The sequence below is a fragment of the Vibrio splendidus genome (genome assembly GCF_002873455.1).
GTDB classification, from domain to species: domain Bacteria; phylum Pseudomonadota; class Gammaproteobacteria; order Enterobacterales; family Vibrionaceae; genus Vibrio; species Vibrio splendidus_J.
Genome location: NZ_MCUN01000052.1, coordinates 104,519 through 119,513 on the forward strand (window position 1 = coordinate 104,519; position 14,995 = coordinate 119,513).

Below are 14,995 nucleotides of genomic sequence, written 5' to 3' on the forward strand. Positions count from 1 at the left end.
AGACTTTCAATATCCAAAACTTTTTATATCCAAAACTTTTTATATTCAAAATAAAGGCACTCAGCTTATACTCCGGATTACGGCTAATTGTTGGCCGGTAAAATTAGGAAATCCAATCCACATGAAAATTCTGCTTTTAGTAGGGTTAATTGTTTTAAATGGTCTGTTTGCCATGTCAGAGATTGCACTGGTAGCAGCAAAGAATAGTCGGCTGAAACGCTTAGCCGAAAAACATCGCTCCGCTCAGGTTGCTCTTGATCTCAAAGAAAACCCAACCCGCTTCCTTTCAACCATTCAAATCGGTATCACGGTAATCGGCCTACTCAGCGGTATTGTGGGCGAAGCGACGCTATCTGCGCCACTGGCCGTTCAACTTGAGCTGTGGGGATTAGACCCAACACAAGCGAATATCTTGTCTACTGCGGTAGTCGTTGTCGGTATTACTTACTTCGCGATTGTTGTGGGTGAGTTGGTGCCAAAACGTTTTGCTCAATCCCAAGCTGAAAATATTGCTGTGCTGGTAGCGCTGCCTATCTTCTGGTTATCAAAAATTGCGACGCCGTTTGTTTTTGCGTTGTCAGCATCAACCGAAGGTATTCTTAAGTTAATGGGACGTGGTGGCGAAGAAGACAGTGTGACTGAAGACGATATTCATGCACTCGTGAAAGAGGGCTCTGAATCTGGTGTGATAGAACGTGGTGAGCAAGAGATGATTCGTAACATCTTGCAGCTTGATGATCGTCTTGTAAGCTCTTTGATGACGCCACGTCGAGACGTCGACTTTTTGGATATTGAGCAACCTGTAGAGCAGATATTTAAGAAACTGCGCTCTTCAAAGCACAGTGTGTTTCCACTGTGCCAAGATCACCTCAATAAAGTGGTCGGAACGGTGTCGGCCAAAGCCTTGCTTAATCAGGCGGGCAATTTAAGTATCCAAGTGATCATGGGGCTATCTAAGTCTCCGATTTATGTTCCAGAATCGATGAAGGCACTGCGTTTACTTGGCTACTTTAAAGAATCGGGTACAGAGATGGCATTCATTGTTGATGAGTATGGCGATGTGCAAGGCCTTGTGACTCACTATGACATTCTCGAGGCGATTGCTGGTGAGCTATCCAATAACCCGAATGACCTATGGACAGAGCAAGTTGAAGGCGGGTTGTTGGTGGATGGATTGATCCCTATCAGTGAGCTCAAGAACCGCTTAGAGCTGTCAGAGTTAGAAGGGGAAAGCGAAGGCTTCCAAACATTGAATGGCCTTATCACTTGGTTAATCGGGCGTTTACCCGATACGGGAGAAGTCGTTCAGTGTCAGCAATGGCAGTTTGAAATCATCTCGGTCGAGAACAACCGTATCGTGAGTGTTAAAGCGACGCAGATAGCTAATGATTTAGGTGATGCTGTCAGTTAGATAAGCCGCTAGCTAGATATTAACGAATAAGCTCGTACTTATTGTTCATTATCTCTTTATTTTTCATTATCTCGAAGATTAGGTATGCTTCACCGCATACCTTTTTTGTTTCTTATCCTTTGTTTTCTGGAGTTCCCTTTGTCAGACCATCAATTCAGCTCTCAAGATGAAATCTTCATGCGACGCGCCATCGAGGTTGCAAAGCAAGCAGAGAAAGAGGGAGAGGTTCCTGTTGGTGCGGTGTTGGTGAAAGATGGGGAGATTATTTCTGAAGGTTGGAACCGTTCGATTAGCAGCCACGATGCAACGGCACATGCAGAAATCGAAACCTTGCGTAAAGCTGGCCAAACCTTGGAAAACTATCGATTACTTGATACCACGTTATACGTTACGCTCGAGCCTTGCCCTATGTGTGCTGGTGCGTTGTTGCACAGCCGAGTGAAGCGCATTGTTTTTGGTGCGCCTGACTTAAAAGCGGGGGCGGCGGGTACGGTATTGAACCTCTTTGAAAGCCAAGCTTCATACCACTATGCCGATGTTGAGCATGGTCTGTTAGAAGAAGAATGCCGTGAGCAGTTGCAGGCGTTTTTTAAACGTCGTAGAAAAGAGATCAAAGAGAAACGAAAGCAAGAACGCCTGGTGGAAGAGCAGCGTTTAGCTGCCGATAAAGCAAGTAACAAGAATAAGGTTAGTAACAAGAACAAAGCCTGTAACAAAAAATAGAAGCAAGTTATCGGCACTCTCTATCGTAAGAGTGCCGCAGAAAACTGATTCTGAAATGATGTTTACTCAGAAAGTATCTGCATGAAAGCACGGTTGCGCCAAATGATCTTTTTCTTATTATTTGAAAGCATACGCTTACGACGGTTTGCAGCAACGGTCTTATCAAGGCGCTTCGATTTCAGTTTGTTCTTCATCATTTCAACGATTTCCTATTGGTCGTCTGGCTTTGTAATTATGACTTCAGTTTTAATTATAGTGGCTATTTGTTTATGAGCTCTGTCGCGAACTTAGCGATACTTTCTTAGTAACTATCGCAACGGTCAGTATCTGAACGCAACAGAGCAGAATATCGCTTATGGTGTGTCGTTATAAAGTTCGATTGTTACTGCAATATGACACCTCAAGTTTAATGGTCACGTTGTTTGTTCAATATCTAAATGCGAACCAGCCAATACGAGCCAGTCGCTAACGCACAAAAAAAAGAGCAATGCTAAATTGCATTGCTCTTTTTCATTTACTTGGAAGACTCGGTATTGCTCATAGCGGGTTCTGCCGCGCTGATTGTTGATTCAGCGCCGGAGATCTCTAAAGGAGGGATAACCACCAAACCTTCAAGGCTAGCTTCTTCCTCTTTGTTACGTTTATTCACATGACCAATAATGCTTTGGTAATAACGACGAATGTTCTCAACGTAATTCCTTGCTTCATCACCACGCGCATAACCGTAACGAGTTTTACTGTAGTACTTCTTCTGTTTTAGTAGAGGCAGCCTGTCTTTTACATCACCCCAAGCGTCAGGGTTGCCGCCTTGTGCTTTGGTTAAGCGGCGTGCATCCATCATGTGACCGTAACCTACGTTATATGATGCGAGGGCGAACCAGATCTTTTCATGTTGGGTGATAGAGTCTGGAACTCGATTTACGATACGACGCAAGTATTCTACACCACCTTGTACCGACTGTTTCGGGTCAAGACGGTTGGTTACACCCACACTTTTTGCTGTTGGTAGTGTCAACATCATCATGCCACGAACACCGGTTGGAGAACGTGCAACAGGGTTCCAGTGTGACTCTTGGTATGCTAAAGCAGCAATCAAGCGCCAATCAAATTCTTGTGAGTATTTCTGAAACAGTGGCGACCATTTTGGTAGCTTGCTGTCTAGCGCTCGGATAAAGGCACGCGTATCAACATAATCAAAGGTACCAATGTGACCGATGTACTTCTCTTCCAATGACGCTAGTTCACCAGATTGTTTTAGGTTACCAAAGAACTCAATCAGCAATGCATACAGGCTTTCATCTTCTGAACGCTCTAAATACCAAGAGATAGGTTGGTCTTCTGTCAGCTCAAATGCCAAAGCGACGTCTGGGTACAAACGCTGTGCTAGTGATAGCTCAATCGAGTCCGCTACCGTAAACAAGCGTTCGCCGGTCGACACTTCTTTTAGCAGGTCATTGATGTCTGCATTACCAACTGAATCGTAGATAAAGTCATCGTGCGTGTTCTGTAGCTGTTTTAGTGTTGGTTCGAAGTGTGAATCTTTCACTACAACTAAAGACGACGTCAGTGCTTCACTTGATGCCGCTTCTTCTGATTCAGCTTGCGTTTTTGTAAATTCAGCTTGACGATCATTTTCAAACTTGATCAGTTGATCGAGGTTTCTTGGTCGCCATTGACCTTTTTTGTACACGACTTGTTGGCTTACATAGTAATAAGCTGGCGCAGCGCGATAAGCACGTGTCAGGTTGTTGTTTTGAGTTAACCCGGTCGCGATAAGATCGATTTCGCCTTTCTTTAAGGCTGGAAATAGGCCGGATAAGCGGTATGCAGGTTTAACCTCAAGCTTTACACCAAGCTCTTGCGCAAACTCGCGAGCTAACTCGTAATCCAAGCCTGCTGGGCCATCGGGACCAATGTAATAAGAGAGTTGGTTATTCAGGGTGCCGACACGAAGAACACCGCGATCTCGTATCTGCTCAAGGACACTTTTAGGTTCAGACTCAATCTGGCATCCAGCTAGCCCAAAAAGAGCAATAGCAAGCAGAAGGAACTTAGACGAAAAGATGAGCGTAAATTTAGGCATCAAAATGAAATCTCGAAAAGTGGAAGCCCCTTTATACCAAACCCCGCAAGGCTGGCAAAGCAGGTTTATTTAAACAGTTGTAAAAGTGCTGATAAATGCAGCAAAACTGTCATTTATATCGTTAGATGAAAAAAATAACGCAAACGGTTGCTTTTGGTGTTACGTCACAAAAAGAAATGCTTTATAATGCGCTCGCATTGAAGAGGTGGAATCGGCATAGGTTTGTTAACCTTCGGGAATAGCTTCGAAGAAAACAGTTAGGTTGTTCCTATAACCCACTGAATTTATTCCAATATCACCTTAATCAACTGCATAAGAGACCTAAGCACATGAGAATTTTGCGTGGCTCCCCAGCTCTATCTGAGTTTCGTGTTAACAAGCTTTTAGAGCTTTGTCGTGAATTAAGCTTACCTGTTACAGGTATTTACGCTGAGTTTGCCCACTTTGCTGATTTAACGGCAGACCTAGATGCGTCTGAAGTTGAGAAGCTAGAAAAGCTACTGACTTACGGTCCAACGATTGAAGAGCATGAACCTGAAGGTTTGTTGCTGCTTGCAACGCCACGCCCGGGCACTATCTCGCCTTGGTCTTCAAAATCAACAGATATCGCACACAACTGTGGGCTGGCTAAAGTGTCACGTCTAGAGCGCGGTACTGCTTTCTACATTGAAACCTCTTCTGAACTTTCTGAGCTTCAACTTGTTGAGCTGAAAGCGATCCTGCACGACCGTATGATGGAAGTGGTTTTCACTGACTTCGAATCGGCAGCAGCACTATTCACAGTTGCTGAGCCTGCTCCTTATGCGGAAGTTGACCTATTAACTGGTGGACGTAAAGCGCTTGAAAAAGCAAACGTTACCTTAGGTCTTGCACTTGCAGAAGATGAGATTGATTACCTTCTTGAAAGCTTCACAGAGAAGCTAGGTCGCAACCCGACTGACATCGAGCTAATGATGTTTGCACAAGCGAACTCAGAGCACTGTCGTCACAAGATCTTTAACGCTGATTGGACTATCGATGGCGTTAAGCAAGAAAAATCATTGTTCAAGATGATTAAGAACACCTTTGAAACGACACCAGAGCACGTTTTGTCTGCTTACAAAGATAACGCAGCGGTAATGACAGGTTCTGAAGTCGGTCGTTTCTTCCCAGATCCAGAAACTCGCCAATACAACTACCACCAAGAGAAAACACACATCTTGATGAAAGTTGAAACGCACAACCACCCAACGGCAATCTCTCCATGGCCGGGCGCATCAACAGGTTCTGGCGGTGAAATCCGTGATGAAGGCGCGACTGGTATTGGTGGTAAGCCAAAAGCGGGTCTAGTTGCTTTTTCAGTATCTAACCTTAAGATCCCGAACTTCGTTCAACCTTGGGAAACTGACTTTGGTAAGCCAAGCCGTATCGTTACTGCTTTGGATATCATGCTTGAAGGTCCTCTTGGTGGCGCAGCATTCAACAACGAATTTGGTCGTCCAAACCTATTAGGTTACTTCCGTACTTACGAAGAGAAAGTAAACTCTCACGCAGGTGAAGAAGTGCGTGGTTACCACAAGCCAATCATGCTTGCTGGTGGTCTTGGTAATATTCGTGATGATCATGTTCAGAAGAAAGAGATCCCAGTAGGTGCAAGCCTAATCGTTCTTGGCGGTCCAGCAATGAACATCGGCCTTGGTGGCGGTGCGGCATCTTCAATGGATTCTGGTTCTTCTTCTGAAGATTTAGATTTCGCTTCAGTACAACGTGAAAACCCAGAAATGGAACGTCGTTGCCAAGAAGTTATCGACCGTTGTTGGCAGCTTGGTGATGCGAACCCAATCGCATTCATCCACGATGTGGGCGCGGGCGGTATCTCGAATGCACTTCCTGAGCTAGTAGACGATGGCGAGCGTGGCGGTATCTTTAACCTACGTGACGTGCCAAACGATGAGCCGGGCATGAGCCCACTTGAAATCTGGTGTAACGAATCTCAAGAGCGTTACGTAATGGCGGTTGCTGATAAAGACTTAGCGACATTTGAAGCGATTTGTAAGCGTGAACGCGCTCCATTCGCGATTGTTGGTAAAGCGACAGAAGAACGTGATCTTAAACTAGAAGATTCACACTTCGACAACACGCCAATCGACATGCCAATGGACATCTTATTAGGTAAAACACCTAAGATGCACCGTGACGCGAAAACGTTGAAAGCTAATAACCCTGCAATCGACCGTTCTGGTATCGAACTGAACGAAGCGGTTGACCGTGTTCTTCGCTTACCAACAGTGGCAGAGAAAACATTCCTTATCACCATTGGTGACCGCTCGGTAACTGGCCTTGTAGCTCGTGATCAAATGGTTGGCCCATGGCAGGTTCCAGTAGCAAACTGCGCAGTAACGGCAGCAAGCTATGACTCTTACCACGGTGAGGCAATGTCTCTTGGTGAGCGTACGCCAGTCGCACTTCTAGACTTTGGCGCGTCAGCTCGTCTAGCGGTTGGTGAAGCGATCACTAACATCGCAGCAACCAACATCGGCGATATCAAACACATTAAACTGTCGGCTAACTGGATGTCTCCAGCGGGTCACCCTGGTGAGGATGCAGGTCTTTACGAAGCGGTTAAAGCGGTTGGTGAAGAACTATGTCCGGCACTGGGTCTAACTATCCCAGTGGGTAAAGACTCAATGTCGATGAAGACTAAGTGGGAAGAGAACGGCGAGCAGAAAGAAGTCACGTCTCCGCTATCTCTTGTTATCACAGCGTTTGCTCGTGTTGAAGATGTTCGTAAGACGATTACTCCTCAACTACGCACCCCTGATAACCTTGAAGGACTAGGCAACACTTCTCTAGTTCTTATCGACCTAGGTAACGGCAAAAACCGTATGGGTGCAACAGCTCTTGCACAGGTTTACAAGCAGCTTGGTGATAAGCCAGCAGACGTAGACAACGCAGCACAGTTAAAAGGTTTCTATGAAGGCGTTCAAGCGCTTGTAGCAAACGACCAAGTTGTGGCTTACCACGATAAAGGCGATGGCGGTTTATTTGTAACGCTAGCTGAAATGGCGTTCGCAGGTCACTGTGGCGTTCAAGCTAATATCGAAGCATTAGGCGAAGACACACTAGCAGCACTATTCAACGAAGAGCTAGGTGCAGTTATCCAAGTTCGTAACGACGACCTAGATGCAGTCCTTTCTACTCTTGCAGCCAATGGCCTAGAAGCGTGTTCACATGTAATCGGCTCTGTTGCTGATTCTGATGAGCTAGTGATTAAGTCAGGCGCAGACGTTGTAATCCAACGTAACCGTACTGAACTACGTACTATCTGGGCTGAAACGACGCATAAGATGCAAGGTTTACGTGATAACCCAGTGTGTGCTGACCAAGAGCATGAAGCGAAGAAAGACAACTCAGACCCAGGTCTAAACGTTAGCCTAAGCTTTGATGTGAACGAAGACATTGCTGCTCCTTATATTAATAAGGGCGCTAAGCCTAAGATGGCAATTCTACGTGAGCAGGGTGTTAACTCTCACGTTGAAATGGCAGCAGCATTCGACCGTGCAGGCTTCGAAGCAACCGATATTCACATGAGCGATATCCTAACGGGTCAAGCAGTTCTAGAAGAGTACAACGGCCTTGTGGCTTGTGGTGGCTTCTCTTACGGTGATGTACTAGGCGCAGGTGAAGGTTGGGCTAAATCAGTTCTGTTCAACGACTCTACGCGTGACCAGTTTGAAAACTTCTTCAAGCGTGAAGATACTTTCTCTCTAGGTGTGTGTAACGGTTGTCAGATGTTGTCTAATCTACGTGAATTGATTCCTGGCGCTGAATACTGGCCACGTTTCGTTCGCAACGAATCAGAGCGTTTTGAAGCTCGTTTCAGCCTAGTTGAAGTTCAGAAATCTGATTCTGTATTCTTCAACGGTATGGAAGGTTCTCGTATGCCAATCGCTGTTTCTCACGGTGAGGGCCGCGTAGAAGTGCGTGACAACGACCACCTAAACGCGATTGAAAATTCAGGCACGGTTGCTCTACGTTACGTTGATAACAACGGTAACCAAACGCAGCAATACCCGAATAACCCTAATGGTTCGCCAAACGCTATCACAGGTTTAACGACTACAGACGGCCGCGTGACTATCATGATGCCGCACCCAGAGCGTGTATTCCGTACGGTTGCTAACTCTTGGTCTCCAGAAGGTTGGGGCGAGAACGGCGCTTGGATGCGTATGTTCCAAAATGCACGTAAGAATGTGGGTTAATCTGGTTCTTTAAGCAGATAGACTCAACAACATGAGAAAAGCGTAGATCGAAAGGTCTGCGCTTTTTTTATATCTCTAACTTTATGAACCAGAGCGAAATAATTGAGGTTTGCAGTTTGCTGTTCTAAAAAACTCCACTACGCTAAATGTTATGGAATCAATTTGTTAGGCGGATAATTTCTGTAATCAAACAGGGAGAGTTTTGTTCAGCTATGCAAAAACTGAATCAATCATTGTGGCATAAGAGGGAACTATGAAAACAACAATTACAAAAGCCGTTGCAGTGGCAGCGATTGTCATGTCGTTAGCTGGGTGTGTGGGTAGTAATGCGGTTACTGGGAAATTGATGAAGTTCAACGTTGAGGTTGTAGACAACCGTTACGCTCGTGCTGGTGTCAACTTCTTGCTTGCTCCAGTTTACGCTTTAACATTCGCAGCCGATTATATCGTATTTAACTCGATCGAATTCTGGGCGGGTAAAAACCCACTCACTGGCGCGCCTCACATTTTCGATAGCAAAGTTGATACCATGTTTGACGTGAACGATAGCCTAGATGATTCGCTGAAAGAGGCCCCACTTGGCTTCAACAATCGTCATATTGAGCAAGGTGAAATGCAACAAATTGATGAAAATACGATACGTATGGACATCACCTACAATGACGGACAAAAAGCAATCTTGTTGGGTGTTCGTGATGGCGACAAAGTCAGCTACTACATGAATGGCACGTTAGTCTCAGAAACCTCAATTCAGGCTCTTGAACAGCTAGCAGCAGAAAAAGCATAACTTTCAATTCTTTACCGATATAAAAGAAAAGCCGCTGGATTAAACCCCAGCGGCTTTGTAGTTTTTAGTAACTAGTAATTTAGCACCTAACGTTAGATTAGTTGTTGCTGTGTAGCTCGCTGTTCAGTTCAACAGATGACTTGTTCGCTAGACACTCAATTTGGCCAGTAATCGAGTTACGACGGAATAGAAGATCAGAAACACCAGCTAAGTCGCGAGCTTTAATGATTTCTACTTCGTTGCCTTCTTTATCTAACATGCGAACCTTAGTACCCGCAGTCACGTAAAGACCAGACTCAACCGTACAGCGGTCGCCCATTGGGAAGCCAAGACCAGCGTTTGCGCCTAGTAGGCAGTTTTCACCGATAGAGATAACCATAGTGCCGCCACCAGACAGAGTACCCATGATAGAAGCGCCGCCGCCGATGTCAGAACCGTTACCCACAACAACACCCGCAGAGATACGACCTTCAACCATGCTTACGCCAGTAGTACCTGCATTGAAGTTGATGAAACCTTCGTGCATTACTGTTGTGCCTTCGCCTACGTGTGCGCCAAGACGAACACGAGAAGTGTCAGCAATGCGAATACCTGTTGGTACGACGTAATCTACCATTTTAGGGAACTTGTCTACGCAATCTACAGATAGAGCGCGACCAGCAAGGCGAGCTTCGATTTGACGCTCAGCTAGCTCTGGAAGATCGATAGGGCCTTCGTTTGTCCATGCGATGTTGTGCAGTAGACCGAAGATGCCGTCCAGTACTGTACCGTGCGGTTGTACTAGGCGGTTAGAGATAAGTTGTAGTTTTAGGAAGCCTTCAGCAACTGATGCTGGCTTCTCGTCAGCCGCAAGAACAACAAGAACAAGTGGCTGCTCAGATGCTGCTGCTTTTTCTGCGAAAGATGCGTTTGCTGCATCATCGTTTGCTGAGAATGCTTTCGCTAGTTCTGCGCTTTGTGCAGCAGAGATTTCGATAGCTTGGTTGCCTTCAGTGTAACCTGCAACTTCTGCCACAGCTGCTACAAGAGCATCGCTTGGGTTTAGAAGTGGGTTAGGGAAGAACGCTTCAATGATTTTATTGTCGCGGTTTTTGGTTGCCGTACCGAAGGCTAGTGAAAAGTAAGCCATGTTGAATCTCCATGTGTTGAGTCTTGATTTTGCTATTCAATAACAGCGGCTCGAATAACAAGCGCTGCCGTTAGCAAAGTTAATTTAATTGCGTTCATCATAAAGAGAGCGCCCTCGTTATGAAAGGGCGTATCGGGATAAAGTCTGTAAAATGATATTGCTTGTCTTTTTAGCGATAGTTTTCTGCAATGAGAAAATGATGCAGTTCAACATAATTATGGTCGTACTCTAGATAAACAGCGCCTTGTACGCCTGTTCAATCCCTTCAATCAACATCTGCATACCGATAACTGCGAGTATTAAACCCATCATTCGAGTAATTACGTTCAGTGCGCTTGGTCCTACAGCTTTAACGAAGCGTTCGCCGAATACAAATAAGACATAGGTTAGGGTGCAGAGGAGGCCAAATGCCACGATGGTAATGATGGTCTCGTAGATTCCTTCGGTACTGGCAAAGTTCATCGCAGTGGCAATGGTGCCCGGGCCAGCCAGTATTGGCATGGCTAAAGGTGATACGGCGATACTTAGAGCTGCGTCTCGCTGGGCATCTGAGTTTACTTTCTCTTTTGCTTTTGAATGTGTTGAATCACCCTGCAGCATGTGAAAGCCAATCAAAAAGACCAGAATGCCGCCTGTGATGCGCAGTGCGTACAGCGTGATACCAAAGAGGTCAAAGATCAGTTTGCCAGAAATCGCAAAAGTACTGACGATAACGAAGGCGATAAGTACCGATCGGAATGCGATAGATTTAACCGTTTCCCTGTCATTATCACCGGTTAATCCAAGAAAGATTGGCGTATTAGCGATAGGGTTCATAATGGCAAAAAAGCCCATGAACACGGTAATGGTATGAATGATGAGCTCTTTCATATTATTCCTTTGAAAAGATGCAGTTAAATACCTAGCGATAGGTGTATTTAATCTTAGATACAAATAATTATTAGAAATAGATAGTAGAGCAAGTGTGAATAAAAAACAGCCAGCATAAGGCTGGCTGTTTGATTTTAGTGATAGGTGTAGAGTTTTGGTCGTCTGTTATTGCTTGTTTCTCAGTTAACGGATTCTATTCTATGGATAGATCGTGGCGCTCAACGTTGTCGTTATGCGTTTTGAGATTCGCTCACTGCCACAGCCAATGCAACCGTCGCGCCGACCATTGGGTTGTTACCCATACCGATGAAGCCCATCATTGCCACGTGAGCCGGGACAGAAGAGCTACCGGCGAACTGAGCATCAGCGTGCATTCTGCCCATGGTATCTGTCATGCCGTAAGACGCTGGGCCTGCTGCCACGTTATCTGGGTGCAATGTTCGACCTGTACCGCCGCCTGAAGCAACTGAGAAGTAAGGTAAACCTTGGCGAGTACGTTCTGCTTTGTAGATACCCGCAACCGGGTGTTGGAAGCGCGTTGGGTTCGTTGAGTTACCCGTAATACTCACATCCACTTCTTCTCTGTGCATGATTGCCACGCCTTCACGTACATCATCAGCTCCGTAACACAAGATCTCTCCGCGAGGGCCTTGTGAGAAGCGGCGACGTTCTGTTTCAACAAGCTCGCCTGTTTGGTAATCGTATTGAGTGCGAACATAGGTAAAACCATTGATGCGAGAAATTAAGTAAGCTGCATCTTTACCTAGACCATTGAGTATTACCTTCAATGGGTTGTGACGTGATTTGTTGACGTTGAGTGCGATTTTAATCGCACCTTCTGCAGCAGCAAAAGATTCATGGCCCGCAAGGAAAGCAAAGCAGTGGCTTTCTTCATTGAGAAGACGCGCAGCTAGTGCACCGTGGCCGATTCCCACTTGGCGTTGCTCAGCAACACTACCGGGTTTGGTGAATGCTTGAAGGCCTTCGCCAATGATATTTGCTGCTTGTTCTGCGCTGGTGGCTTTGCGAAATAGCGCCAGTGCTGAGCCAAGGATATAAGCATCGGCAGCGCTTTCAAAAGCAATAGGTTGGGTATCCATCACTAACGCTTTTGGGTCGACATTGTGTGATAGACAGTATTGGTTCGCCTGCTCTAAAGAGTCGAAGTTCATTTCTGCCAATACGCGAGTTACTGATTCATTAAATTGAGTGTTCATCATATCTTTCCTCTAAATTGGCAAAAATTATTGTTGGCGTGGGTTAATAGTGGTTACAGCTTCATCGAAGCGACCGTAGGTTCCCATAGCAAGGTCTGCTGCTTCGTTAGCTGACATACCTTGATTAATCGCCTTCATCATTTTGCCGAGGTTGAGATATTCGTAGCCAATTACTTCGCTATGGTCATCAAGTGCAAGCTTGGTCACGTAACCCTCTGCAAGCTCTAGGTAACGAACGCCTTTCGCTGAGGTTGAATAGCTAGTACCTACTTGGCTACGTTGTGTTTGACCTAGGTCTTCTAATGCAGCGCCAATTTCTAGGCCGCCTTCAGAGAATGCGGATTGAGTTCGACCGTAAACAAATTGCAGAAAGATTTCGCGCATGGCTACGTTAATAGCGTCACACACCAAGTCAGTATTCAGGGCTTCAAGAATGGTTCTTCCTGTGAGGATTTCGGCTGCCATCGCGGCTGATTGAGTCATGCCTGAACAACCAATCGTTTCGATTAGTGCTTCTTCGATGATGCCGTTTTTTACGTTTAGCGTTAGTTTTGCCGCACCTTGTTGTGGTGCACAAGTGCCTACGCCATGGCTTAAGCCAGAAATAGCGATGACATCTTTTGGGCTAACCATAGCGCCTTCAACTGGAATTGGCGCTGAAGTGTGAAGATCACCCCTTTGAATAGGGCACATTGATTGAATTTCTGAAGAGTAGTGCATAATGTTTTCTCACTGTTAGAGCCATTTAAGGCCTAGGGCGTTGAGAAAACAGGACGTGTTGGAAGAGGTGCGGCTAATTCACTACAGATCTTGAGTATCGGTAATCCAAAGGTGTCATGAAGCTCGGTCTTAATAGACTAAGTCCATTTCAAAATGGAGGAATAGCGATACATCCAACAGTATTACCTGTTTTCGATTCTGTAGGAGTCATTAGCACTGTTCGAAAAGAACGGGCGGTTGAAGCAAAAGCTTAGGTGGAACCCCATCACCTGATGACTATAGATTAGATCTTTATCACACTTTTGTGCAAGCGAATGTTTAGAGCGATTTCGACTATAAACAAGCTTCATTATATTTCAATAAGTATAAAAAAAACGCCAATAACGGACTCTTATTAGAGGCATTATTGACGTTTTTTATAAAGGTATCAGCTAGTTATGCTGCATCTTCTTCTGCGTCTTCAACAGCTTCAAGTTTCTTTTCTTTTTTCGGAGCTGGTTTGCGCTTAGCACCTAGTGCGTAAAGAACTTCTTCTTTATTCTTCGCTAGGTACATTGCAAGTTCTTCTTGCTTGCCTTCATCTTCAACTAAATCGCTTTTGCTTAACAGTTCAAAAAGCTCATCAGCCATATCCAGCATTTTGTCGTATGCGTCAGCTTCGGCTTTAGAGGTAAAAGTCATTTTCTCTTCTCCGTTGCGTTCGACCACGTACTTGACGATAACAGCCATGGTTAATCCTCTAAGTTTGATAAATTTTACTGGCTTTTTATACAGTTTCTGATGCAAAAAGTCCAGTTGATGACCTAACTATGCGGCCTCAATCTTGATGTGTAGCCCAGTCTTCACAATAACCCATGAAAGATTTCAGCAGTGGGCTTTGATATTTGTCTTTGTGCACCAGCATCCAGAATCTGCGTTTCATGTCGAGCGGGACATCGAGTGCTTTTACTCGGCCGGAATCAATCGCTCGTTGTGCGGCTAACCGTGATAAACAGGCGAGTCCAAGCCCTGCAGAAACCGAATTGATGATGGCCTCGGTGGTGTTGAGTTCAAAGGACTCATACCAATGCTCAATACGAGGTGCGACAGCACGCAGGAAAAACTCGCGAGTGCCTGAACCAGACTCACGTAAAATCCAATGACTATCTTCTAAATCGCTTAAAATTACTTTTTCTTTTGAAGTGAGAGGGTGTTGATTACTAACAATAATACACATTTCATCGCTGCTAAACTGACTCGAAATGAGTTCTGGATGGAGTGTTTTTCCTTCAATTAGCGCGATATCCAGTTCATAATCCACCAACTTTTGGCAGATCAGCGCACTGTTTGAAATGAACAAGCTCTGATCTTGATGCTGAGTTAGATCGCGAAAGCCAGACAGAATAAACGGTGCGACCTGATTACCAATCGTGTCACTCGCGCCAACCTTTAAATTGCCACTTAATGGTTGGTCATCTCGGAACAAAACATCGATGCCTGCGGCTCTATGAAGAATCTCGTCAGCCAAAGGAAGTAGCTTTTGTCCTTCTTGATTGAGAATTAATCGGTTGTTGACCCGGTCAAATAGAGAGTGGCCCAATTGTTTCTCCATTTCGCCCAGCGCCATGCTGACAGCAGCCTTAGACAAAAACAGTGCTTCCGATGCGGCGGTAAGCGTCGAATGTTGGGTAATGGTGACAAACACTTTGAGTTGTTTGATTGAAATATTAGCCATCAGGTTCCTAGTTTTACGCTGCTGGTGGAAAGGCGTTGTTCAGTATTAATGAACACTTGTTATATATAATTGGATATTGTTTAACGAAGCGCAAGCGTAT

General features: G+C 45.3%; 12 protein-coding genes and 1 riboswitch. Of the genes, 4 read left to right on the plus strand and 8 right to left on the minus strand.

The features are described 5' to 3' along the window. The first annotated feature begins 121 nt into the window (after window positions 1-121). Both BCU75_RS21675 and tadA read left to right on the plus strand, forming a co-directional pair. Window positions 122-1,411 carry a hemolysin family protein gene (locus BCU75_RS21675; RefSeq protein WP_102475061.1) on the plus strand — a complete coding sequence of 430 codons (1,290 nt, stop codon included), beginning with the start codon at window positions 122-124 and terminating at the stop codon, window positions 1,409-1,411. 84 nt (window positions 1,412-1,495) lie between these two features. Then, on the plus strand, window positions 1,496-2,134 hold the full coding sequence (tadA, locus tag BCU75_RS21680; protein WP_102475062.1) for a tRNA adenosine(34) deaminase TadA: 639 nt from the start codon (window positions 1,496-1,498) through the stop codon (window positions 2,132-2,134). Window positions 2,135-2,196: 62 nt separating this feature from the next. On the opposite strand, the gene BCU75_RS24725 is transcribed toward tadA, so the two are convergent. Together BCU75_RS24725 and mltF are read right to left on the minus strand one after the other, a co-directional pair. Continuing rightward, window positions 2,197-2,331: a hypothetical protein gene (locus BCU75_RS24725; protein ID WP_017106613.1), complete on the minus strand. Its 135-nt coding sequence runs from the start codon at window positions 2,329-2,331 to the stop codon at window positions 2,197-2,199. A 317-nt stretch (window positions 2,332-2,648) separates the two neighbouring features. Further along, window positions 2,649-4,217 (minus strand): membrane-bound lytic murein transglycosylase MltF, encoded by a 1,569-nt coding sequence (gene mltF / locus BCU75_RS21685; RefSeq protein ID WP_102475063.1) that lies wholly within the window; start codon window positions 4,215-4,217, stop codon window positions 2,649-2,651. 329 nt (window positions 4,218-4,546) lie between these two features. Between mltF and purL the strand changes: the two genes are divergently transcribed. Both purL and BCU75_RS21695 read left to right on the plus strand, forming a co-directional pair. Further along, window positions 4,547-8,458, plus strand: coding sequence for a phosphoribosylformylglycinamidine synthase (gene purL / locus BCU75_RS21690; RefSeq protein ID WP_102475064.1), 3,912 nt, complete (start codon window positions 4,547-4,549; stop codon window positions 8,456-8,458). 253 nt (window positions 8,459-8,711) lie between these two features. Next, window positions 8,712-9,245 carry a DUF3332 domain-containing protein gene (locus BCU75_RS21695; RefSeq protein ID WP_102475065.1) on the plus strand — a complete coding sequence of 178 codons (534 nt, stop codon included), beginning with the start codon at window positions 8,712-8,714 and terminating at the stop codon, window positions 9,243-9,245. A gap of 97 nt (window positions 9,246-9,342) precedes the next feature. Here BCU75_RS21695 and dapD read toward each other — a convergent pair whose 3' ends face one another. From dapD to BCU75_RS21725, 6 genes are all read right to left on the minus strand, one after another. Then, window positions 9,343-10,374, minus strand: coding sequence for a 2,3,4,5-tetrahydropyridine-2,6-dicarboxylate N-succinyltransferase (gene dapD, locus BCU75_RS21700; RefSeq protein WP_102475066.1), 1,032 nt, complete (start codon window positions 10,372-10,374; stop codon window positions 9,343-9,345). A gap of 228 nt (window positions 10,375-10,602) precedes the next feature. Then, window positions 10,603-11,244, minus strand: a complete 642-nt coding sequence (locus tag BCU75_RS21705) for a MarC family protein (protein WP_017079911.1) — start codon at window positions 11,242-11,244, stop codon at window positions 10,603-10,605. 230 nt (window positions 11,245-11,474) lie between these two features. Then, the gene (locus tag BCU75_RS21710; protein WP_017110228.1) at window positions 11,475-12,464 is read right to left on the minus strand and encodes a GGGtGRT protein; all 990 of its coding nucleotides are present in this window, start codon (window positions 12,462-12,464) and stop codon (window positions 11,475-11,477) included. A 24-nt stretch (window positions 12,465-12,488) separates the two neighbouring features. Beyond that, complete coding sequence (locus tag BCU75_RS21715; protein ID WP_065206889.1) at window positions 12,489-13,181, minus strand: iron-sulfur cluster assembly scaffold protein; 693 nt, start codon at window positions 13,179-13,181, stop codon at window positions 12,489-12,491. A gap of 194 nt (window positions 13,182-13,375) precedes the next feature. Continuing rightward, window positions 13,376-13,460, minus strand: a riboswitch (Fluoride riboswitch). A 156-nt stretch (window positions 13,461-13,616) separates the two neighbouring features. Then, on the minus strand, window positions 13,617-13,910 hold the full coding sequence (locus BCU75_RS21720; protein ID WP_004735185.1) for a YebG family protein: 294 nt from the start codon (window positions 13,908-13,910) through the stop codon (window positions 13,617-13,619). Between the two features lie 88 nt (window positions 13,911-13,998). Next, window positions 13,999-14,895, minus strand: coding sequence for a LysR family transcriptional regulator (locus tag BCU75_RS21725; protein WP_102475067.1), 897 nt, complete (start codon window positions 14,893-14,895; stop codon window positions 13,999-14,001). Between the last annotated feature and the right edge of the window lie 100 nt (window positions 14,896-14,995).

What these genes read in the sequence shown, in the direction of transcription:
- BCU75_RS21675 (WP_102475061.1), top strand. Translation starts at nt 122, where the DNA reads ATGAAAATTCTGCTTTTAGTAGGGTTAATTGTTTTAAATGGTCTGTTT.
- tadA (WP_102475062.1), top strand. Translation starts at nt 1,496, where the DNA reads ATGCTTCACCGCATACCTTTTTTGTTTCTTATCCTTTGTTTTCTGGAG.
- BCU75_RS24725 (WP_017106613.1), bottom strand. Translation starts at nt 2,331, where the DNA reads ATGATGAAGAACAAACTGAAATCGAAGCGCCTTGATAAGACCGTTGCT.
- mltF (WP_102475063.1), bottom strand. Translation starts at nt 4,217, where the DNA reads ATGCCTAAATTTACGCTCATCTTTTCGTCTAAGTTCCTTCTGCTTGCT.
- purL (WP_102475064.1), top strand. Translation starts at nt 4,547, where the DNA reads ATGAGAATTTTGCGTGGCTCCCCAGCTCTATCTGAGTTTCGTGTTAAC.
- BCU75_RS21695 (WP_102475065.1), top strand. Translation starts at nt 8,712, where the DNA reads ATGAAAACAACAATTACAAAAGCCGTTGCAGTGGCAGCGATTGTCATG.
- dapD (WP_102475066.1), bottom strand. Translation starts at nt 10,374, where the DNA reads ATGGCTTACTTTTCACTAGCCTTCGGTACGGCAACCAAAAACCGCGAC.
- BCU75_RS21705 (WP_017079911.1), bottom strand. Translation starts at nt 11,244, where the DNA reads ATGAAAGAGCTCATCATTCATACCATTACCGTGTTCATGGGCTTTTTT.
- BCU75_RS21710 (WP_017110228.1), bottom strand. Translation starts at nt 12,464, where the DNA reads ATGATGAACACTCAATTTAATGAATCAGTAACTCGCGTATTGGCAGAA.
- BCU75_RS21715 (WP_065206889.1), bottom strand. Translation starts at nt 13,181, where the DNA reads ATGCACTACTCTTCAGAAATTCAATCAATGTGCCCTATTCAAAGGGGT.
- BCU75_RS21720 (WP_004735185.1), bottom strand. Translation starts at nt 13,910, where the DNA reads ATGGCTGTTATCGTCAAGTACGTGGTCGAACGCAACGGAGAAGAGAAA.
- BCU75_RS21725 (WP_102475067.1), bottom strand. Translation starts at nt 14,895, where the DNA reads ATGGCTAATATTTCAATCAAACAACTCAAAGTGTTTGTCACCATTACC.